The sequence below is a fragment of the Arcobacter sp. F155 genome (genome assembly GCF_004116455.1).
Taxonomy (GTDB): Bacteria; Campylobacterota; Campylobacteria; order Campylobacterales; family Arcobacteraceae; genus Halarcobacter.
Map to the genome: position 1 here is coordinate 140,028 of NZ_PDJU01000001.1, position 16,943 is coordinate 156,970.

Genomic DNA, 16,943 nt, shown 5'->3' on the forward strand with positions numbered 1-16,943 from the left:
TAAAAGAAGGAAATAAATTGTCCAAAAGCTTGAAAAAGTTAACTATTTGCAAAGATTGTGGTCTTGTTTTAAATAAACCACATCTAGACTATGACCATCAATTTCATTGCCCAAGATGCAATGCTTTAATATATAAATATGGACAAGACTATTTAACAATTCTGCTTTTTGTTTTTACTTCTATTATACTTTTTGTTCCTGCTGTTACTTTGCCTTTAATGAGTCTTGAAATTATGGATTTAAAGCAAAGTACAACTTTAGTAGAGACTTTATTGATTTTCTTTAAAAATGGTTATACAGCTATTTCTATTTTGATTACTTTTATTGGGATAGTTGTTCCTTTATTTATGTTAATTCTTATTTTAATAATACTAATTCCATTAAGATTAGGAAAAAACGCAAAGTATGTTTCAAAACCTTTAAAACTTTATGAACATCTTTTAGAGTGGCAAATGGGTGAAATATATATGATTAGTATTGTTATTGCAATCATAAAGTTACAAAAAATGGCGACTTTAGATATAGGATTAGGTTTTTACTTTTTCCTTGGCTTTTTAATAATGATGTCTTTAACAATGGCTTTATTTAATCCTTATGATGTTTGGAATGATGATGAATTATAAAAGTGATAAAGATTTAGATTTAGTTCTTTGTACTCACTGTAATAGTGTTTTTAAAGCAGAAGAAAAAGTATGTACTAAATGCAAGAGTGAATTAAAACAAAGGGATAAATACTCTTTAGTAAAAACACTTAGTTTTACAATAGTTGCTATTATATTTTTATTTCCAGCAAATATTTTACCAATGATGGAAGTTACAACTTTAGGTGTAGTTGAGTCAAGTACTATTTTAGATGGGATAGTATACTTCTTTGAAACACAATCTTATTTAATAGCACTAGTTATTTTTGTTGCAAGTATTTTAGTTCCTATTTTTAAATTAGTAGTATTGATTTATTTGTTATATACAACAAAATACAATAAAACTTATTTAGCAAAAAATGCAACAAAATATTATAGAATAATTAAATTTATTGGTAAATGGTCAATGATTGATATATTTGTGGTTGCTTTGATGATTGTAATGGTTCAGTTTGGTAATCTTTCAAATATCATAGCAGGACCAGCAGCAATAGCTTTTACAATAGTAGTTGTTTCTACTATGTTAGCAACAGAGAGTTTTGATACAAGATTATTATGGGATAAGGATTAATAAATGGATGAAAAGATAGAACATGTAAGTGTAAAAAAGAGTAAAAAAATTGTATTTTTAATATGGCTTTTACCTTTTATTGCATTACTTATCTCTACTTCAATGTTATATAAACACTTTGAAAAACAAGGTGAAGAAATAGAAATATATTTTGATAACGCTGAAGGTTTTGTAGTAGATAAAACTCCTTTAAAATACAAAGGTATTAAGATAGGTATAGTATCAAGTATCGAAGTTGATGAAAAAAATATAAATCGATTTTTAGTAAGAATCTCAGTTGATAAAAAAGCTTTAACTCTTGTAGCAAAAAAGGGTACTAAGTTTTGGAAAGTTGAACCTAAAGCTACTTTAACTGAAATATCTGGATTAAATACAATCTTTAGTGGTATTTATATTGAAGCAATGCCAAGTGCTCAAAATATTGAACAAATAAAAGCTTTAGAAGAACAGCATACATTTAATGCAGTATCAGAAAAGCCTATAAACTATTTACAAGATGGTCTATTCTTAGATTTGAAATCTTCAAGTGGGACACTAGAAGTAGGGGCTCCTATTTTATATAAAAGCTTTTTAGTTGGAAAGATTGTTAAAAAGAATTTAAAAGACAACAATATATTTTATACAATATTCATAGAAGAAGAGTATAAAGATTTAGTAAAAGAAGATAGCTCTTTTTGGAATATAAGTTCAATAGATTTAAAAGCCTCTTTAAGTGGTATAAAATTTAAAGTTAATACTTTAGCTTCTTTAATAGCAGGTGGAATTGCATTTGACTCAAATAGTTTAAAAGAACCATTAAAAGATACAAATAAGATTTTTAATCTATATTCAAGTAAAGAGGATATTGATTATTTAGCTGATTATGTAGTTTTAAAAACAGAAGTTGAGCATGGTTTAGAAAAAGAGTTTAGTAAAGTTCTTTATGATGGAATAGAGATAGGATATGTTCATGATTTGAGTTTTGTTCTTGAAGATAAACAGAGTTTTATTTTTATAAAAATAAAAAAAGAGTTTGCATCTTTATTAAAACAAAATCCATACTTTGAACTTAAAAAACCTACAATCTCTTTAGAAAAGTTAGATGAATTATCAAATGTGATTAAAGGTACATATATAAATCTTACTAAAAGGTCTACAAAAGAAGAAGAGATTAAAGATATTTATACTTTACATAATGAGCCAATCAAAAGAAAAACATTAGAAATAGTTTTAAAAAGTGATGACACTTTAAAAGTATCAAATGATTCAGCGGTATTTTTTAAAGATATAAAAGTAGGGCAAGTAAAAAACAAAAAGCTTCATAGTAAATCTGATGAATTAAGAGTTGAGGTAGAGATATTTAAAGAGTACTCTTATTTAGTAAATGATAGTTCTATTTTTTATATTCAATCACCTGTGGAGATAAATGCTAGTTTAGAAAATATCTCTTTTAAAACTGCTCCTTTAAGTGGATTTATAAATTCTTCAATAGCCTTTGAAACTAAAAATTTAAAAGCAAAAAGAACAGTAAATAGATTTTACTTATTCCCAAGTTATGAGAAGATGTTAGAACAAAAATATTTCTTACAAAAGGGGGAAAGATATACTCTTTCACTTGATAATGCAAACAGTGTATTAAAGTCTAACTCTATTTATTATAAGGGAATAGAAGCTGGAAAAGTAGTAAGTAAAAAGTATAATGAAAAAACAAAAAAAGTTGACGCTCAAATCTTTGTTTTTGAAAAGTATGCAAAATATATAAACGAAAGTACAAAGTTTTACTCTATAAGTGGATTTGATGTAGATTTTTCACTAGAAAAAGTAAATATAAAAACTCAATCTTTAAATACTTTAGTAAAAGGTGGTATCTCTTTTATTTCCTTAGATGAAAAAGCAAAAGAGGTAAAAAGTTTTCATAAGTTTGAATTTTATAAAAGTTTAGATGAGATTTTAAAAGAAGAAAGATTTAATGAAAATGGTTTAAGGGTTGTAGTTCTTGCAAAGAGTAAAAGTTCATTAAAAGAGAATTCTCCAATATTTTATAGACAACTTCAAATAGGAGTTGTAGAAAAATATAACTTAGCTAAAGATGGAACTTCAGTAGAGTTACAACTTTATATTGATGAAAAGTTTAAACATCTTGTTAGAGAAAATTCAATCTTCTATAATGCAACAGCTTTTGGAATGGAGATTAGCCTTTTAGGGGTAAAAGTTACAACAGAGACTTTAGAAACACTTCTTGCAGGTGGAATTTCTTTAGTAACTCCTACAGAATATAAAGAAAAAGCAAAACCTATGATGAGGTTCCCTTTATATGATGATGTGGAAGAGGAGTGGTTGCAGTGGAATCCTAAGTTTGAAAAGCTATAGGAATTTTAAAATATTTTTGCAAGAAAAACAATGGTATAATCCCGCAATTATTTAAAAAAGGTTATTATTTATGCTTGTAGCACCTTCGATTTTATCGGCAGACTTTGGAAAACTAAATGAAGAAATTACAGCTATTTGTGATGGTGGTTGTGACTATATTCATGTTGATGTGATGGACGGACACTTTGTTCCAAATATGACTATTGGACCAGTTGTAGTTAATCCTGTTGCAAAGGTTGCAACAAAACCTTTAGATGTACACTTAATGGTTGAAAACAACAGTTTTTTTGTAGAGCTTTTTGCTCCTTTAAAACCTGAGTTTATATCTTTTCATATTGAGAGTGAGAAACACCCTCATAGACTTATTCAAAAAATTAGATCTTATGGAATTAAACCTGCTATTGTTTTAAATCCTCATACGCCACCTGAAGCAATTGAGTACTTACTTGAAGATTTAGATATGGTTTTATTAATGTCAGTAAATCCAGGTTTTGGTGGTCAAAAGTTTATTTCAAGTGTAGTTGAAAAAACTAAAAAGTTAAAAGAACTTATCAATAAAAGAAACCCTGCCTGTTTAATTGAAGTAGATGGTGGAGTGAATGATAAGAATATTCATGAACTAAAAGAAGCTGGTGTAGATATGGTTGTTGCTGGGTCATATGTTTTTGGAAATGAAGACTACTCAAAAGCAATAAAGAGCCTTCAGGTTTAGTTTATGAAAATTAAGATTTGTGGAATAACAAATTTAGAGGATGCTTTAGCTGCTGTTGAAGCAGGAGCTGATGCATTAGGTTTTGTTTTTTATGATAAAAGTCCAAGATATATTGAACCTTTTGAAGCTAGAAAAATTGTAGATGAAATCCCTCCTTTTATTCAAACTGTAGGTCTTTTTGTAAATGAAAACAGTGGTTTTATAAATCAAGTTTGTACAAATGCAAAGATGCAACTTGCACAAATAATTGATGATGATAGCTTTACTGATTTTGATGCTTTAAAATTTAAATCTATGAGAGTAATAAGAGCAAAAAGCGAAAAAGATATTATTGAAAATATCAATAACTATGTTTTAGTTGATGCTTTTGTTGATTCTTTTGGTGGAGCAGGCAAAAGAGTTGCCTTGGAGTGGTTTAATCGTGTTGATTGTTCTAAAATTGTTCTTGCTGGTGGTTTAACAGAAGATAATATCGCTGAATTAAAAGGTTATACTTTTTATGGAGTTGATGTTAGTTCTGGAGTTGAAGAAAGCAAGGGTAAAAAAGACAAGCAAAAAATGATAAATTTTGTAAAAGCTGTAAATGAAATCCAATAAAAATTTCTATTCTAGTCTTGTAGATAAACTAAAAAAAGCTCCTATTTTATTTGATGATTTTTTAGATATTCTTTCAAGGCATAAAGAGAAGTTTTTTGATAATCCAGAGTTAGAGTTTGAATTACTACTTTCAAATGGATTTCCCATTGATATTGAAGATGATAAAGTCTTTTTAAAAACAACTAAAACAAAAATAAGCGAACAAACTTTTTGTATAGTTGATATTGAGACAAATGGTGGTCATGTAAATAAAGGCCATCAAATAATAGAAATTGGGGCAGTAAAATATAAAGACGGAGAGATTTTAGACTCTTTTGAGTCTTTAGTTTATGCTAAAGATATTCCTGAATATATTCAAGGAGTAACGAATATAACTCCTTCTATGCTAGAAGATGCTCCTTTACTTAAAAAAGTACTAGAAGAGTTTAAAATATTTTTAGAAGATGATGTTTTTGTAGCCCATGATATAAAATTTGATTATAACTTTATTTCAAACTCTTTAGAAAAATGTAACTTAGGTAAGCTTCATAATAGAAAGCTTTGTACTATTGATTTAGCTAGAAGAACAATAAAAGCTGAAAAATATGGTCTAAAGTCATTAAAAGAAGTACTTCAAATAGATATAGATAATCATCATAGAGCTTATAGTGATGCACTAAGTACAACATATATTTTAAAAGAAGCTATAAAGCATTTAGATGACAGTGTTGTAACAGTAGAGGATTTAATTACATACTCTAAAACTGCAAAACCTGTTATGCCTAGAATGAAAGTAAATCATGGAAGAAAAGAAGAAAAACAAAAGGTGGAAAAATAATGTTTACACAAGATAAATACCAAAAAGCAATGAACTTTGCAGCAAAAGCCCATGGTGAACAAAAAACACCAACGGAAGTTCCTTATATCACTCATTTAGCTTCAGTTGCTATGGAAGTAATGCATGCTTGTGCAAAGAGTGAATTAAAACTTGAGCAAACAGATTTAGCGATTACTGTTGCATTGTTACATGATACTATTGAAGATACGGATGTTACTTATGATGATATTTACAAAGAGTTTGGAGCTGAAGTAGCTGAAGCTGTAGATGCTTTAACAAAAGATGAGACAATTGAGTCTAAAAAAGAACAAATGGCAGCTAGTATTAATAACCTGCTAACACAGCCATATGAAGTTCAGATGGTAAAACTTGCAGATAGAATTGTAAATATGCAAGAACCACCAGCATCTTGGGATAATCTAAAAATATTAAATTATCACAAAGAAGCAAAATTTATATTATCATGTTTAAAAAACTGTAATATTCATCTTTCAAAAAGATTAGAAGACAAAATCAATCAATATATTATTTATATAAATAGATAAATAGTTTAGAAGTTTTTCTAAACTATTTTACTTTTTTTGCGTACTCTAAACCTAAATCAAAAGCTTTATTATTTATATCATGAACTTTTGCAGGAACTTTAGAAAGCATTGTTTGTCTTAGTGTATCATTATCAACTGTATAACCAGTCATATGATTTGCAATAGATAAAGCAAGTACAGATTGAGTAATTACATTTCCTACTTCTTCTTTTGCGATAGTAATAATTGGAATTTCATAGATATTCCACTTCTCTCTATCTTTTTGTGTTGGTTTAACTAAGTTTGGTTCAACAACAATAGTTCCACCAGGTTTTACACCACTTTTAAACTGATCATATGAAATTTGTGCAACTGATAACATAAAATCAATTTCACCATCATTTGCATATGGATATAAAATCTCTTCATCTTCTAAAGTAATATCAACAACTGTAGGACCACCTCTTACTTGAGAAGTATAAGTTGCAGTTTTTAAACCATATCCACCAGCTTTGATTTTAGCAGCTGCAAAAATAGCACCTGCAAGAAGTACACCTTGTCCACCAACACCAGTAAATCTCATTAATGTTTTAGCCATGATGTCTCCTTATAACTCTACTTTAGTATTATTTTGATGTGCTTCTTGAACTAGTTTATACATATCTGTATATTCTCTAGCTTCTTTATCATGTTTTAAAATACCAGTAGGGAAAAGTTTCTCTTTCTCTTCACCTTCTTCTAGTTTTTCAAACTTTGTTTTAGCCATCGTGATTTCATCAATCCACTCTAAGTTTTCCATAGCAGAAGCCATTTTATTTTTTCTACCAAGGTTAACATGACAGTTAGAGAAAATATCGAAGAATGAATAACCATTGTGCTCAAAACCTTTTACAAAGATTCTTTCAAGCTTTTTAGGGTCTAACATTGTCTCTCTTGCAACAAATGAAGCACCAGCTCCAATTGCTAAATCACAAGCATTAAAAGTAGGGTCAATATTTCCTCTTTTTGCTGTAACTGTCCACATTCCTTGAGGAGTTGTTGGAGAAGTTTGAGAGTTTGTTAATCCATAAATAAAGTTATTAATAACAATATGGTTAATATCAATATTTCTTCTACAACCATGGATTGTATGGTTTCCACCAATTGCTAAACCATCACCATCACCAGTTACACAAATAACTTTTTTATCTGGATTTGCTAGTTTAATTCCAGTTGCATAAGCAATTGCTCTACCATGTGTTGTATGTACTGTATTACAGTTGATGTATGATGAAAATCTTCCAGAACATCCAATTCCAGAGACAACACAAACATCGTCCATATCCCATCCAAGTTTGTCAATTGCACGGATAAGTGCTTTTAAAATAACACCATCACCACAACCCCAACACCATAAAGTTGGCATTTTATTAGTTCTTAAATAGTTATCATAATTAAAAGCCATCTTATAATCCTTTTACTTTCTCAATGATTTCTAAAGGAGCAATTGGTCTACCATTTGATTTAAATAAAGTTGCAAAATCTCTTCTTCCACTTGCTCTTTCAATCTCTTGAATGTATTGACCCATGTTTAATTCAATAACTAGTGTTTTTTCAATTTTACTACACCATTCATTGATTTTTTTATCTGGACTTGGCCAAAGTGTAATTGGTCTAAACATTCCAATCTTAACACCTTCTTTTCTTAATCTATTGATTGCTTCTCTTGCTGAAAGTGCAACAGAACCATATGCAATAATCATAATCTCGGCATCATCAAGCATATACTCTTCATAAGATTCTAGTTCATCTAAGTGTGCATCTACTTTATTAAATAGTCTATCCATAAGGTTTTGACATGTATCTGCATCTTCTGTTGGATGACCTGTTGCATCATGGTGAAGTCCAGTATAGTGATATCTATAACCTTTGAACATAGGGTTTAAGATAGCTGCTTCATCATTTGGAACATCATATGGTCTATAATCTTTAGCATCACCTTCAAATACTCTTCTTGGTACAATAGAGTTTTTAACTTCTTCTAAATCTGGAAGAGTTGCTTTTCCACTCATATGTCCAATTGTTTCATCTAGTAATACAAATACTGGTTGCATAAATCTATCTGCAAGGTTAAACGCTCTTACAGTTTCAGTATAACACTCTTCAAGTGTTGATGCACAAACAGTGATTGATTTAAAGTCACCATGAGTTGGAGCTTTTACTTGGTTGATATCACCTTGTTGAACTCTTGTAGGAAGTCCAGTTGATGGTCCACCTCTCATAACATCTATGATAACTAGTGGAACTTCAGCAATATATCCTAGTCCAATGTTTTCAGCTTTTAATGAAATACCCGGTCCACTTGTTGCAGTAAGTGATCTTTTACCACTCATAGCTGCACCTAAAGCTGCACAAATTCCTGCAATTTCATCTTCCATTTGAATTGCAGCACCACCATTTTTTGGTAAAAGGTCTGAAATAGTATGCATAACTTCACTTGATGGTGTAATAGGATATCCACCAAAGAATTCACACCCTGCATCAACTGCTGCTATTGCTGCTAAGTCGTTACCAGTTGAAATTAATTCTCTTGCCATTATTTCTCCTTAAAGGCTACAGTTTTCTATAATTGTTTTTCTTTATTGCTTCGCCTCTTTGCCTTGCTTCATCAGTTAGTTTTGCAAATTTAAACTCTTTTTTATCAGCTACATAAATGGCAAAGTCTGGACATGATAATTCACAATCCATACATCCAATACATGAGTCTTTTTCAATAATCTCTACCATTGCACCTAATGTTGAATGAGGTTCTTGTCTCATAGCAAGGACTCCAGCAGGACAAACTGAAACACAAACATCACATGCTTTGCATCTGCTTTCATCTACCCATACAGGAGTATTTTCAGGAGCTTTCATTATTGACATATGCTCTCCTTTAAATTTTTTGTAAATATAATTAGTTAACCTAAATTAATATTAAAGCATGATAACTAAAGTTCATATATAAAAAAGAATTAAACTTTCAATAAAAACCTTATTTTATGGGCTTGTTACCATATGTTACAAGCTAAAAAGTAAAAATTACATTCAATTTTTAAATCATTTTTTCAATCCTGATGTATATCACTAAAATTAAATCTATTATTGGGTATAATCTCAGAAAAATACTTAGGGGTAAATTTGCTTTTATATCAGCCTAGTAATGGTTATTGTTACAATAGTGATACACACTTTTTATATAATTTTATTTCAATAAATTTAGAAAAATTTAAAAATATAAAAGGTGACTTGCTTGATATAGGAAGTGGAAGTGGTATTTTAGGTCTTTTAGTTTCAAGGGATTATGAAAAATTAAATTTAAACCAATGTGAAATTCAAAATGTATTTCAAGAGTTTTCTTCACGAAATGCAGCTTGCAATAAGATAGAAGCTAAGATGCACAAGGGTTCATTTTTAGAGTTAAACTTTGATAAACAGTTTGATATTTGTGTTTCTAATCCTCCTTTTTATCATAGTGATGTAATAAAAAGTGAAAATGAGATTAAAAGAATAGCAAGATACAATGATAATATGCCTTTAAGAGATTTTATTAAAAAAGTTTCAAAAATATTAAAAAGTAATGGTAAGTTCTTTTTTTGCTATGATGTTAAGCAGTTAAATGAGATTATTTTTTATTTAAAAGAGTATAGATTAAATATTGAGTCGTTGCAGTTTGTTCATCCAAAAAAGGATAAAGATGCTACTTTGGTTTTAGTATATGCTAGAAAGAACTCTAAGTCATTACTTAGTGTTTTAAAACCAGTAGTAGTTTTTGAAGATGAAGATTTTACCCAAGAAGTACAAGAGATTTATAAAAAATCTTCAACACACAGTATAAAAGTAGAAGTATGAGTTTAATAAAAAAAGATGGCTATGATTTTGCATTTAATCCAAAAGGTTGTGACTCTTGTGAGGGTAACTGCTGTATTGGTGAAAGTGGAAATATTTGGATTTCAAGACAAGAGATTGAGTATTTAAAAAATCATCTAAATATTTCAATAGAAGAGTTAGCTTCAAAGTATATTGAAAAAAGAGGTTATAGATATAGTATCAAAGAGAGAAAACTTGCAGAAAACAATTATGCCTGTATCTTTTTTGATTTAGAAAAGAAACAGTGTGGTATTTACGAAGCAAGACCTACTCAGTGTAGAACATTTCCTTTTTGGGAATATTTTAAAACAAATAAAGAAGAGGTTATAAAAGAGTGTCCAGCTATAAAAGAGCTTTAGTTTTATTACCAATTATATTTATTTTCTTTGGTTGCGTTCCTCAAACCAGCAACCTAATAAAGTATGATTATAAATATAAAGCATATGAAAATGAGAATGAATTAATTTTACATGCTTTAGAGTATATGAAACAAGGAAATAGACAAAAAGCAAGTATACTATTTTTAAATCTTTTTAATAAAACATTAAATGATGAGTATTTATTTGAATACTCAAGATTAGCTTTTTCTATAAAAAACTATCAAGATATTATTACAATAGTAGAAGCTAATAAAGAGCATATCAAAAAAAATGAAGATAAAGTTTCAAAGATTTATATCTTGTCTTTAATGCAAACAAAACAAGTAGATAAAGCAAAAGTTGTACTGGATGATTTACTAAAAAGATATGATACGGATAGTAATAAAGAGCTATTAGCTAATATCTATTTATTAAAAAAAGATTATGAAAAAGCAAAAGATGTTTTTGAAGAGGTTTATGAGTCAACGTTAACTTCAAATACTTTATTAAATCTTGTTGATGTAATGTACACATATTTAAATGAGAAAGAAGATGCTATAAACTATTTAGAATCTCATTTAAAAGTTTACGGATGTGATAATTTAGTATGTTCAAAACTACTTGGTTTTTATCAAGAACAAAAAGATATTAATGGGGTTATCTCAGTTTTAAAAAGAACATATATAAGTTTTAAAGAAGATGATAAAAACAAATATACAGTAGATAAAGTTTACAAACTTCTAATGTATTATTTAGAGAAGAAAGATATTAACGAAGCAATTGCTTTTTTAGAAGAGACAAAAGCAAATGATGAAAAGCTTTTATCTCTATATCAAAATGCAAGAATGTCAAATAAAGCTTATGAATTAGTACAAAAGTTATATAAAAGAACAGGTAATTTAGACTATCTAGCACAAGTTGCAATGTTAGAGTTTGAAGTTGCCAAAGATAGAGAAAAAGTTTTAAAAAGCGTAATTAAAAAATTTGAAGATGTTTTAGCAGTATTGGATAATCACATTTATCAGAACTATTTAGGTTATATTTTAATTGACTATGATATTGATGTAAAAAAAGGACTTAAATTAGTTGAAAAAGCTTTGGAAAAAGCACCAAATAATTTAGCATATATTGATTCTTTAGCATGGGGACAGTATAAACTGAAAGATTGTAAAAATGCAAAAATCAATATGCAAAAAGTTGTTGATAGTGCTGGATTAAATGATGATGAGATTAGAACTCACTGGGAAAAAATTAAGGAGTGTAGTAAGTGATATTAGATGAAATTAATAGAAGAACGTTAGAAGATGTTGAGAGAAGAAAAAAAGAGTATTCTCTAGATTGGTTAGGAAGAAGTTTAAGTGCTAATCCATTTCCTCCAAGAGATGTAAAGCCATATTTAACATCTACAAAAGAAGAACCAATTAGAATTATTGCTGAAGTAAAAAAGGCAAGTCCAAGTAAAGGTGTTATAAAAGAGGATTTTGATCCTTTAGCTATTGCACAAGAGTATTCAGCAAATGGAGCAAATGCAATCTCTGTTTTAACAGAACCACATTATTTTCAAGGAAATTTAGAGTATTTAACTCAAATAAGAAGATATGTTCCAACACCAGTTCTTAGAAAAGATTTTATCTTAGATAAGTATCAAATCGTAGAAGCTTTAGTTTATGGAGCTGACTTTATTTTACTTATTGCAAAAAGTTTAAGTACAAAAGATTTAAAAGAGCTTTATGAGTATGCACTTCATTTAGGTTTAGAAGTATTAGTTGAAATACATGATAAAGAAGACTTAAAAAAAGCTATGCATTGTGGTGCAAATATTATTGGTATCAATCATAGAAATCTTGAAACATTTGAAATGGATATGAATCTTTGTGATGAATTAATTCCAATGATTCCAAATGGAAAAATCATTGTAGCTGAATCAGGGGTTTCAAATATTGAGACTATTAAAAGATTAAATTCAATAGGAGCAGATGCCTTTTTAATTGGGGAACACTTTATGAGAGTTCCAAGTATTGAGGAGGAGCTAAAAAGCTTCAAAAATGCTTTAGCGTAAGATTACGCTAAGGCATTTTGTCTATTTTTGTTTTAACTTCTTTTATATGTAGTTTTAATGCATTTTTAATTACTTCTACAAAATTGCTTTCTAAACCTGTTTGATAATAACCTTTTGTAAAGACATTTATTTCATTTTCTTTTGTTGTGTTTATCTTTAAGTTTGTAGCTATTTCTGTACTTAAAGTAATAGCCCAAAAACCAGGTGTCATCCAAGTCCAAAACTTATTTATATCAACATTTACAATCTTAGTATCAGTAGTAATATTTTTTTCATCTTTAATAACTTGATATCCTGATTCTAAAAAAGCTATTTCAATATTTTCTTTCATTAAAGAACTAACCGTTTGACCTTCTTTTAATAAAATGTCACCTAATCCTTTACCATAGCTATTTCTTTTTCTTGCTATAGCTCTTGCTTGTACTTCTTTAGTATTAATTTCATCAGGGCTTAAAGATGGAATATTTGGGTCTCTAGGATTAAATTCAAATCTTCTATTATCTTTTACTTCTTTTATAAAAACACTTAATTGTGAGTTGTTATTTACTTTTGTTTCTTTTGCCTCTTGCTTGATAGTTACTTCACCACGCTTGATTGCACAACCACTTAGAATAAATACTAAAGAGATTGGAATTAATGCTAATAATAAATTTTTAATCTTCATGTTTTACCTTTTATTGTAGAGAGAAGTCTATTTCTTCTTCAAGTTCTTTAATCCAGATATTGTAGTTATTATGAATATTATAATGAGTATCTGCACCTAACTTTTCACTTGTAATATAAGTGATACTATAACTATTTAAACTATAATCAATTCTAACGAAAGCTGTATGAACTCTTCTTACAACTTTTGCTAAGATAAAGCCATCTTCTTGTTTGCTCATAACCCAGCTAATCTTTTCTCCTGCATTTAGAATTTTTTCTTCTATTTTAGATAGTGAATTATAGTTTTTATTAATTTTTTTATTTACAACATTATAAATAGGTTTGTATTTATTATTTCCCGCATCTAAGGGATTTTTCTTATACTCATTAGATAACTTTTCTGCCTCAATTAAAGAAGAAGTCATCTTTAAAGGAGTTAACTTAGCATCAATTTGATTTTCTAAGTTTCTTACCCATCCATTATAGTTTTTATGAATAGTATTTTTTGAACTATCATAGTTTAAATTTTCTGCTTCTAGAAGTTTTATTGAGTAAGAGTCTTTATCAAAAGAGATAGATACTTTTGCAACATGGTCTCTGATTACAAGTTTACCAATAATCGTATTTTCATCAGTTTGTTTCATACTCCATCCAAGAAACTTTCCTGATTGGATAATTGCATTGTAAACAGTTTGGTTTTGAGTTTTTGTAGAGAAGTTTTTTGTCTCAACATTATATACTTTATTGATTCCGCAACCAACAAACAGTAAAGCTAATAATGAAAGAACTAAAGAATGTAGAATACTCTTTTTCATGTATTTCCTTTTAAATGATTTAGGAAATTATTTTATCAAAAAGAAGCTATTAAATATATTTATTTTAGTTATATTTTAGAAGAAAAGAAGAACTATTAAAGCTCTTCTTCAAATACTTTACTTAGAATTTCACTTTCACTAAGTTCTTTTTTAACCTCAGTTTTAGGAGGGTTTTTAATAAGTAAAACCATCTCTTTTAAATCATCTAAGTTATATTTTGTAAGGTTATTAATTAAAGTATCGTTAATCATCTCTTTTTTAAGAGTATCGTTATTTATCATTTTACCAATAACAGTTTGAAGGTTTTTTCTTGTTCTTTCAAATACTTGCTCTTCTTCTGTTAATACTTTAAACTCTTTTTCAATATAAGCAATAAGGCTATCACCTTTATATTTATAAGTTTTAACAGTGTTATAAACAAACTCTTGAGATTTTACATCTTCAACATAAACATTTGTAAATACATATCCACCAACTGCAACTAATCCAACTAAAGATTTAACAGGATTGTGTGAACAAATAAAGTCTTCTTTTACTCTTACTGGTGCATACTCTAAAGATGTAATGTTGTTTCTTAATACAATGAAGTTTTTATTTACTTCAATTGGTCCACCTTTTAGGGAAACTAATTCATTTTTAAAGGCTAAAAAATCTCCATCAACTCTTTTTGGACTTCCTTCAAGTGTTGTAAGTTCATTATCACTTACATCAAAGTCACCTTCAACTTCATGAAATCTAAGGGGAAGTTTTGAAAGGTTTTCTAACTTTCCTGCAAGTCTTACATCTCCATGAACTCTTACTGAGTTATCTGGTAAAACATGATATTTTTTGATACCCATTCTATGAAGCCATCTTTCTACTTCATCTCTTGTAGTTAAGGCAAGAAGTGGTTTATAGATGTGACCAATAACTTCTTCACCTTTATATTTCCACATCTTCTTTTCTTCATCAAAGTTTCTAGAAATATGGTTTAAAGAGATATCAGTAAATAGATTCCATGAAATTTCATCTGCAATATCATTTAGGTTTTTAAGTTGATTCCAATAACACACATAGTCTTGACCAACAGTAATTGGACCACCTCTTAAAAGTTCTAATCTATTTTTAGAACAGTCAAAAGTACCTTCTACATATTTTGGTCCACCTTCTAAAGATGTAATTACATTATTTGAACAGTTAAAGTAGTTTGTAATACTTCTTGGAGCACCCTCAATAGACTCTAATCTATTATTCGAACAGTTATAATATCCAGCAACTTCTTTTGGTCCATATGAAAGGTTATTTTTGATTTCATTATTTGAACAGTCAAAGTCTCCAACTTCATTTGGAGCACCAAAAAGTGATGTTAATTGATTATGTGAACAGTTAAAGTCTCTTACTACTTTTTTAGGAGAACCTTTTAGGCTTGTTAAATTATTGTTTGACACATTGAAATATCCATCTACAACATCAAATTTTACAGGAAGTTCTGGCTCATCAATTTTTCCTTCAAGATTTACACTACCGTGAACAGTGATATATAAATCTTCTGAAATAGTAAAATTTTCTATTCCTTTTTTAGTCAACCATTTTTTAACATCAATTACATTATCCATTAAGTGCCTTTAAAATATTTATAAATATTCATAAAATTATAAAGATTGTACCATATTTTATTTTACACTTTTATTTACAAATTAAAAGTTTTTTGTTATAAATGTAAAATACTACTGAAGAAGCTATATATAGGAGTATAAGAGCTATTTGAAAATATGAAAAATGTTCTTTAATAATAATTAGAATAAATAAAAAAGAAAGTTATATAAATAGTTATTTTTTTAAAGATACAAAAATTAATTTGTATCTTTTTTTCTTGATTTTATTAATGTAATTAGTCCAAAAATACCAAATAAGAAACCTAAAGCAGAAATCATATTTAGGTATCTATCATATGGAGTTTTTTCAAACTCTTTTACATTTTTGTTTTCATCAACTGTAATATGAAAACTTTTTAGGTGTGAACCATGGTCACTAGGAACATCAATATCAACTCTCCATTTACCATGTGAATCTGGAATAAATGCAAAATTTCCATTTAGGTCTGTCTTACCCTTTGTAAATGGAAGTGAACTCTCAGGAGCATAAATAGTAACCTTTGCATTATCAATTGCTATATTGTTTGGTGCAGTTACTCTAACTCCTACCGCACCATCAACAATATCATAGAATACACCATGGGCAAATAGTGAAATGTTTAATATAAAAGTAAATAATAGAGTTTTAAACAACATAATTACTTAACTTCAAATGAGATACTACTTTGAATAGTGATATTACTTACTTTTGGGTCACTTAATTCACTTGTATAGTATTGAGCTGCAATAATTTGTAAACCTTTTGATTTTACAGGGATATTTGCAATACCATATTTATTTGTTTTTATATTTAAGTCTTCATAATCAGATGTTTCAAAACCAGCACCTTCTAAAGCTTTTCCATCTTTAATAACAAGTACAGGTAGTTTATCACCAACTTTTATTGTAAGTGGATTAATTAAAGGTACAACCTCAAGAGGAAGTCCAGATGGTTTTAGAAAACTTTCATTCCAGTCAAAGAATCTTTTTCCATATTTAATACTTTTTAGAGTATTGTAAACGATACCATCATATTTTGATGGGTCAACATTCTCATATCCATTTTCACCTTTAACCCAATAACCAGCATCAAAGATTAAACTCATCATCGCAGGTTTTTTAGCAGTTAATAAAACAGGTTGTTTTTTTGAGTAATCGATTCCTGTATTAATCTCTTTGTTGTTAATATCAAAAGCTAAAGCACCTTTTAATTGACTTGATTTATATTCTTGGAACTCTCCATGAGCCCAGAAACTTGCTTTATATGTGTTGTTTTCTGCTTTTTGTGCAGTAATTTGGTGTGCAAACAGTGTTGCAGTAGATAATAGTAGTGAAAGTGTAAGTTTTTTCATT

20 protein-coding genes are annotated in these 16,943 nt (G+C 28.5%); 11 read left to right on the forward strand and 9 right to left on the reverse strand.

Features of this window, described 5'->3' with window-relative positions; all coding sequences use genetic code 11:
• Nucleotides 1–17: 17 nt before the first annotated feature.
• The 7 genes from CRV03_RS00670 (at nucleotide 18) to CRV03_RS00700 (ending at nucleotide 6,232) form a co-directional block, all read left to right on the forward strand.
• A complete protein-coding gene (locus tag CRV03_RS00670; protein WP_164968586.1) occupies nucleotides 18–623 on the forward strand; it encodes a paraquat-inducible protein A in 606 nt (201 codons plus the stop codon).
• Complete coding sequence (locus tag CRV03_RS00675) at nucleotides 613–1,212, forward strand: paraquat-inducible protein A (protein WP_164968587.1); 600 nt, start codon at nucleotides 613–615, stop codon at nucleotides 1,210–1,212. The genes CRV03_RS00670 and CRV03_RS00675 overlap by 11 nt, the downstream gene beginning before the upstream one ends.
• Before the next feature lie 3 nt (nucleotides 1,213–1,215).
• Nucleotides 1,216–3,561, forward strand: a complete 2,346-nt coding sequence (locus CRV03_RS00680; RefSeq protein ID WP_129083213.1) for an MlaD family protein — start codon at nucleotides 1,216–1,218, stop codon at nucleotides 3,559–3,561.
• Nucleotides 3,562–3,631: 70 nt separating this feature from the next.
• Nucleotides 3,632–4,273: a ribulose-phosphate 3-epimerase gene (rpe, locus tag CRV03_RS00685; protein WP_129083214.1), complete on the forward strand. Its 642-nt coding sequence runs from the start codon at nucleotides 3,632–3,634 to the stop codon at nucleotides 4,271–4,273.
• Nucleotides 4,274–4,276: 3 nt separating this feature from the next.
• Nucleotides 4,277–4,870: a phosphoribosylanthranilate isomerase gene (locus CRV03_RS00690; RefSeq protein ID WP_129083215.1), complete on the forward strand. Its 594-nt coding sequence runs from the start codon at nucleotides 4,277–4,279 to the stop codon at nucleotides 4,868–4,870.
• Entirely contained in the window at nucleotides 4,857–5,687 is an 831-nt protein-coding gene (locus tag CRV03_RS00695) for a 3'-5' exonuclease (RefSeq protein WP_129083216.1), read from the forward strand. Before CRV03_RS00690 ends, CRV03_RS00695 begins: the two co-directional genes overlap by 14 nt.
• A complete protein-coding gene (locus CRV03_RS00700; protein ID WP_129083217.1) occupies nucleotides 5,687–6,232 on the forward strand; it encodes an HD domain-containing protein in 546 nt (181 codons plus the stop codon). Before CRV03_RS00695 ends, CRV03_RS00700 begins: the two co-directional genes overlap by 1 nt.
• Nucleotides 6,233–6,254: 22 nt before the next feature.
• Here CRV03_RS00700 and CRV03_RS00705 read toward each other — a convergent pair whose 3' ends face one another.
• The 4 genes from CRV03_RS00705 to CRV03_RS00720 are packed head-to-tail and all read right to left on the reverse strand — an operon-like array spanning nucleotide 6,255 to nucleotide 9,115.
• A complete protein-coding gene (locus CRV03_RS00705) occupies nucleotides 6,255–6,809 on the reverse strand; it encodes a 2-oxoacid:acceptor oxidoreductase family protein (protein ID WP_129083218.1) in 555 nt (184 codons plus the stop codon).
• A gap of 9 nt (nucleotides 6,810–6,818) precedes the next feature.
• Nucleotides 6,819–7,655 carry a 2-oxoglutarate ferredoxin oxidoreductase subunit beta gene (locus tag CRV03_RS00710; protein ID WP_129083219.1) on the reverse strand — a complete coding sequence of 279 codons (837 nt, stop codon included), beginning with the start codon at nucleotides 7,653–7,655 and terminating at the stop codon, nucleotides 6,819–6,821.
• A 1-nt stretch (nucleotide 7,656) separates the two neighbouring features.
• The gene (locus tag CRV03_RS00715; RefSeq protein ID WP_129083220.1) at nucleotides 7,657–8,787 is read right to left on the reverse strand and encodes a 2-oxoglutarate synthase subunit alpha; all 1,131 of its coding nucleotides are present in this window, start codon (nucleotides 8,785–8,787) and stop codon (nucleotides 7,657–7,659) included.
• Between the two features lie 16 nt (nucleotides 8,788–8,803).
• Nucleotides 8,804–9,115 carry a 4Fe-4S dicluster domain-containing protein gene (locus tag CRV03_RS00720; protein ID WP_129083221.1) on the reverse strand — a complete coding sequence of 104 codons (312 nt, stop codon included), beginning with the start codon at nucleotides 9,113–9,115 and terminating at the stop codon, nucleotides 8,804–8,806.
• Nucleotides 9,116–9,370: 255 nt separating this feature from the next.
• Between CRV03_RS00720 and CRV03_RS00725 the strand changes: the two genes are divergently transcribed.
• The 4 genes from CRV03_RS00725 to trpC are packed head-to-tail and all read left to right on the forward strand — an operon-like array spanning nucleotide 9,371 to nucleotide 12,517.
• Nucleotides 9,371–10,081, forward strand: a complete 711-nt coding sequence (locus CRV03_RS00725) for a tRNA1(Val) (adenine(37)-N6)-methyltransferase (protein ID WP_129083222.1) — start codon at nucleotides 9,371–9,373, stop codon at nucleotides 10,079–10,081.
• On the forward strand, nucleotides 10,078–10,458 hold the full coding sequence (locus CRV03_RS00730; protein WP_129083223.1) for a YkgJ family cysteine cluster protein: 381 nt from the start codon (nucleotides 10,078–10,080) through the stop codon (nucleotides 10,456–10,458). Before CRV03_RS00725 ends, CRV03_RS00730 begins: the two co-directional genes overlap by 4 nt.
• Nucleotides 10,434–11,729 (forward strand): hypothetical protein, encoded by a 1,296-nt coding sequence (locus CRV03_RS00735; protein WP_129083224.1) that lies wholly within the window; start codon nucleotides 10,434–10,436, stop codon nucleotides 11,727–11,729. Before CRV03_RS00730 ends, CRV03_RS00735 begins: the two co-directional genes overlap by 25 nt.
• Nucleotides 11,726–12,517, forward strand: a complete 792-nt coding sequence (gene trpC, locus CRV03_RS00740) for an indole-3-glycerol phosphate synthase TrpC (protein ID WP_129008105.1) — start codon at nucleotides 11,726–11,728, stop codon at nucleotides 12,515–12,517. Before CRV03_RS00735 ends, trpC begins: the two co-directional genes overlap by 4 nt.
• 7 nt (nucleotides 12,518–12,524) lie before the next feature.
• Here the strand turns inward: trpC and CRV03_RS00745 are convergent, their stop codons facing one another.
• The 5 genes from CRV03_RS00745 to CRV03_RS00765 form a co-directional block, all read right to left on the reverse strand.
• Nucleotides 12,525–13,181: a flagellar biosynthesis protein gene (locus CRV03_RS00745; protein ID WP_129083225.1), complete on the reverse strand. Its 657-nt coding sequence runs from the start codon at nucleotides 13,179–13,181 to the stop codon at nucleotides 12,525–12,527.
• Nucleotides 13,182–13,191: 10 nt separating this feature from the next.
• Nucleotides 13,192–13,977, reverse strand: coding sequence for a hypothetical protein (locus tag CRV03_RS00750; RefSeq protein ID WP_129083226.1), 786 nt, complete (start codon nucleotides 13,975–13,977; stop codon nucleotides 13,192–13,194).
• 95 nt (nucleotides 13,978–14,072) lie between these two features.
• Nucleotides 14,073–15,572: a hypothetical protein gene (locus CRV03_RS00755; protein WP_129083227.1), complete on the reverse strand. Its 1,500-nt coding sequence runs from the start codon at nucleotides 15,570–15,572 to the stop codon at nucleotides 14,073–14,075.
• A gap of 237 nt (nucleotides 15,573–15,809) precedes the next feature.
• Nucleotides 15,810–16,244, reverse strand: coding sequence for a carboxypeptidase-like regulatory domain-containing protein (locus CRV03_RS00760; protein WP_129083228.1), 435 nt, complete (start codon nucleotides 16,242–16,244; stop codon nucleotides 15,810–15,812).
• 5 nt (nucleotides 16,245–16,249) lie between these two features.
• Nucleotides 16,250–16,942, reverse strand: a complete 693-nt coding sequence (locus CRV03_RS00765) for a DUF4198 domain-containing protein (protein WP_129083229.1) — start codon at nucleotides 16,940–16,942, stop codon at nucleotides 16,250–16,252.
• Nucleotide 16,943 lies beyond the last annotated feature (1 nt).

Coding starts and splice junctions, on each gene's coding strand:
- CRV03_RS00675 (WP_164968587.1), top strand. CDS start 613: ATGAATTATAAAAGTGATAAAGATTTAGATTTAGTTCTTTGTACTCAC.
- CRV03_RS00680 (WP_129083213.1), top strand. CDS start 1,216: ATGGATGAAAAGATAGAACATGTAAGTGTAAAAAAGAGTAAAAAAATT.
- rpe (WP_129083214.1), top strand. CDS start 3,632: ATGCTTGTAGCACCTTCGATTTTATCGGCAGACTTTGGAAAACTAAAT.
- CRV03_RS00690 (WP_129083215.1), top strand. CDS start 4,277: ATGAAAATTAAGATTTGTGGAATAACAAATTTAGAGGATGCTTTAGCT.
- CRV03_RS00695 (WP_129083216.1), top strand. CDS start 4,857: ATGAAATCCAATAAAAATTTCTATTCTAGTCTTGTAGATAAACTAAAA.
- CRV03_RS00700 (WP_129083217.1), top strand. CDS start 5,687: ATGTTTACACAAGATAAATACCAAAAAGCAATGAACTTTGCAGCAAAA.
- CRV03_RS00705 (WP_129083218.1), bottom strand. CDS start 6,809: ATGGCTAAAACATTAATGAGATTTACTGGTGTTGGTGGACAAGGTGTA.
- CRV03_RS00710 (WP_129083219.1), bottom strand. CDS start 7,655: ATGGCTTTTAATTATGATAACTATTTAAGAACTAATAAAATGCCAACT.
- CRV03_RS00715 (WP_129083220.1), bottom strand. CDS start 8,787: ATGGCAAGAGAATTAATTTCAACTGGTAACGACTTAGCAGCAATAGCA.
- CRV03_RS00720 (WP_129083221.1), bottom strand. CDS start 9,115: ATGTCAATAATGAAAGCTCCTGAAAATACTCCTGTATGGGTAGATGAA.
- CRV03_RS00730 (WP_129083223.1), top strand. CDS start 10,078: ATGAGTTTAATAAAAAAAGATGGCTATGATTTTGCATTTAATCCAAAA.
- CRV03_RS00745 (WP_129083225.1), bottom strand. CDS start 13,181: ATGAAGATTAAAAATTTATTATTAGCATTAATTCCAATCTCTTTAGTA.
- CRV03_RS00750 (WP_129083226.1), bottom strand. CDS start 13,977: ATGAAAAAGAGTATTCTACATTCTTTAGTTCTTTCATTATTAGCTTTA.
- CRV03_RS00755 (WP_129083227.1), bottom strand. CDS start 15,572: ATGGATAATGTAATTGATGTTAAAAAATGGTTGACTAAAAAAGGAATA.
- CRV03_RS00765 (WP_129083229.1), bottom strand. CDS start 16,942: ATGAAAAAACTTACACTTTCACTACTATTATCTACTGCAACACTGTTT.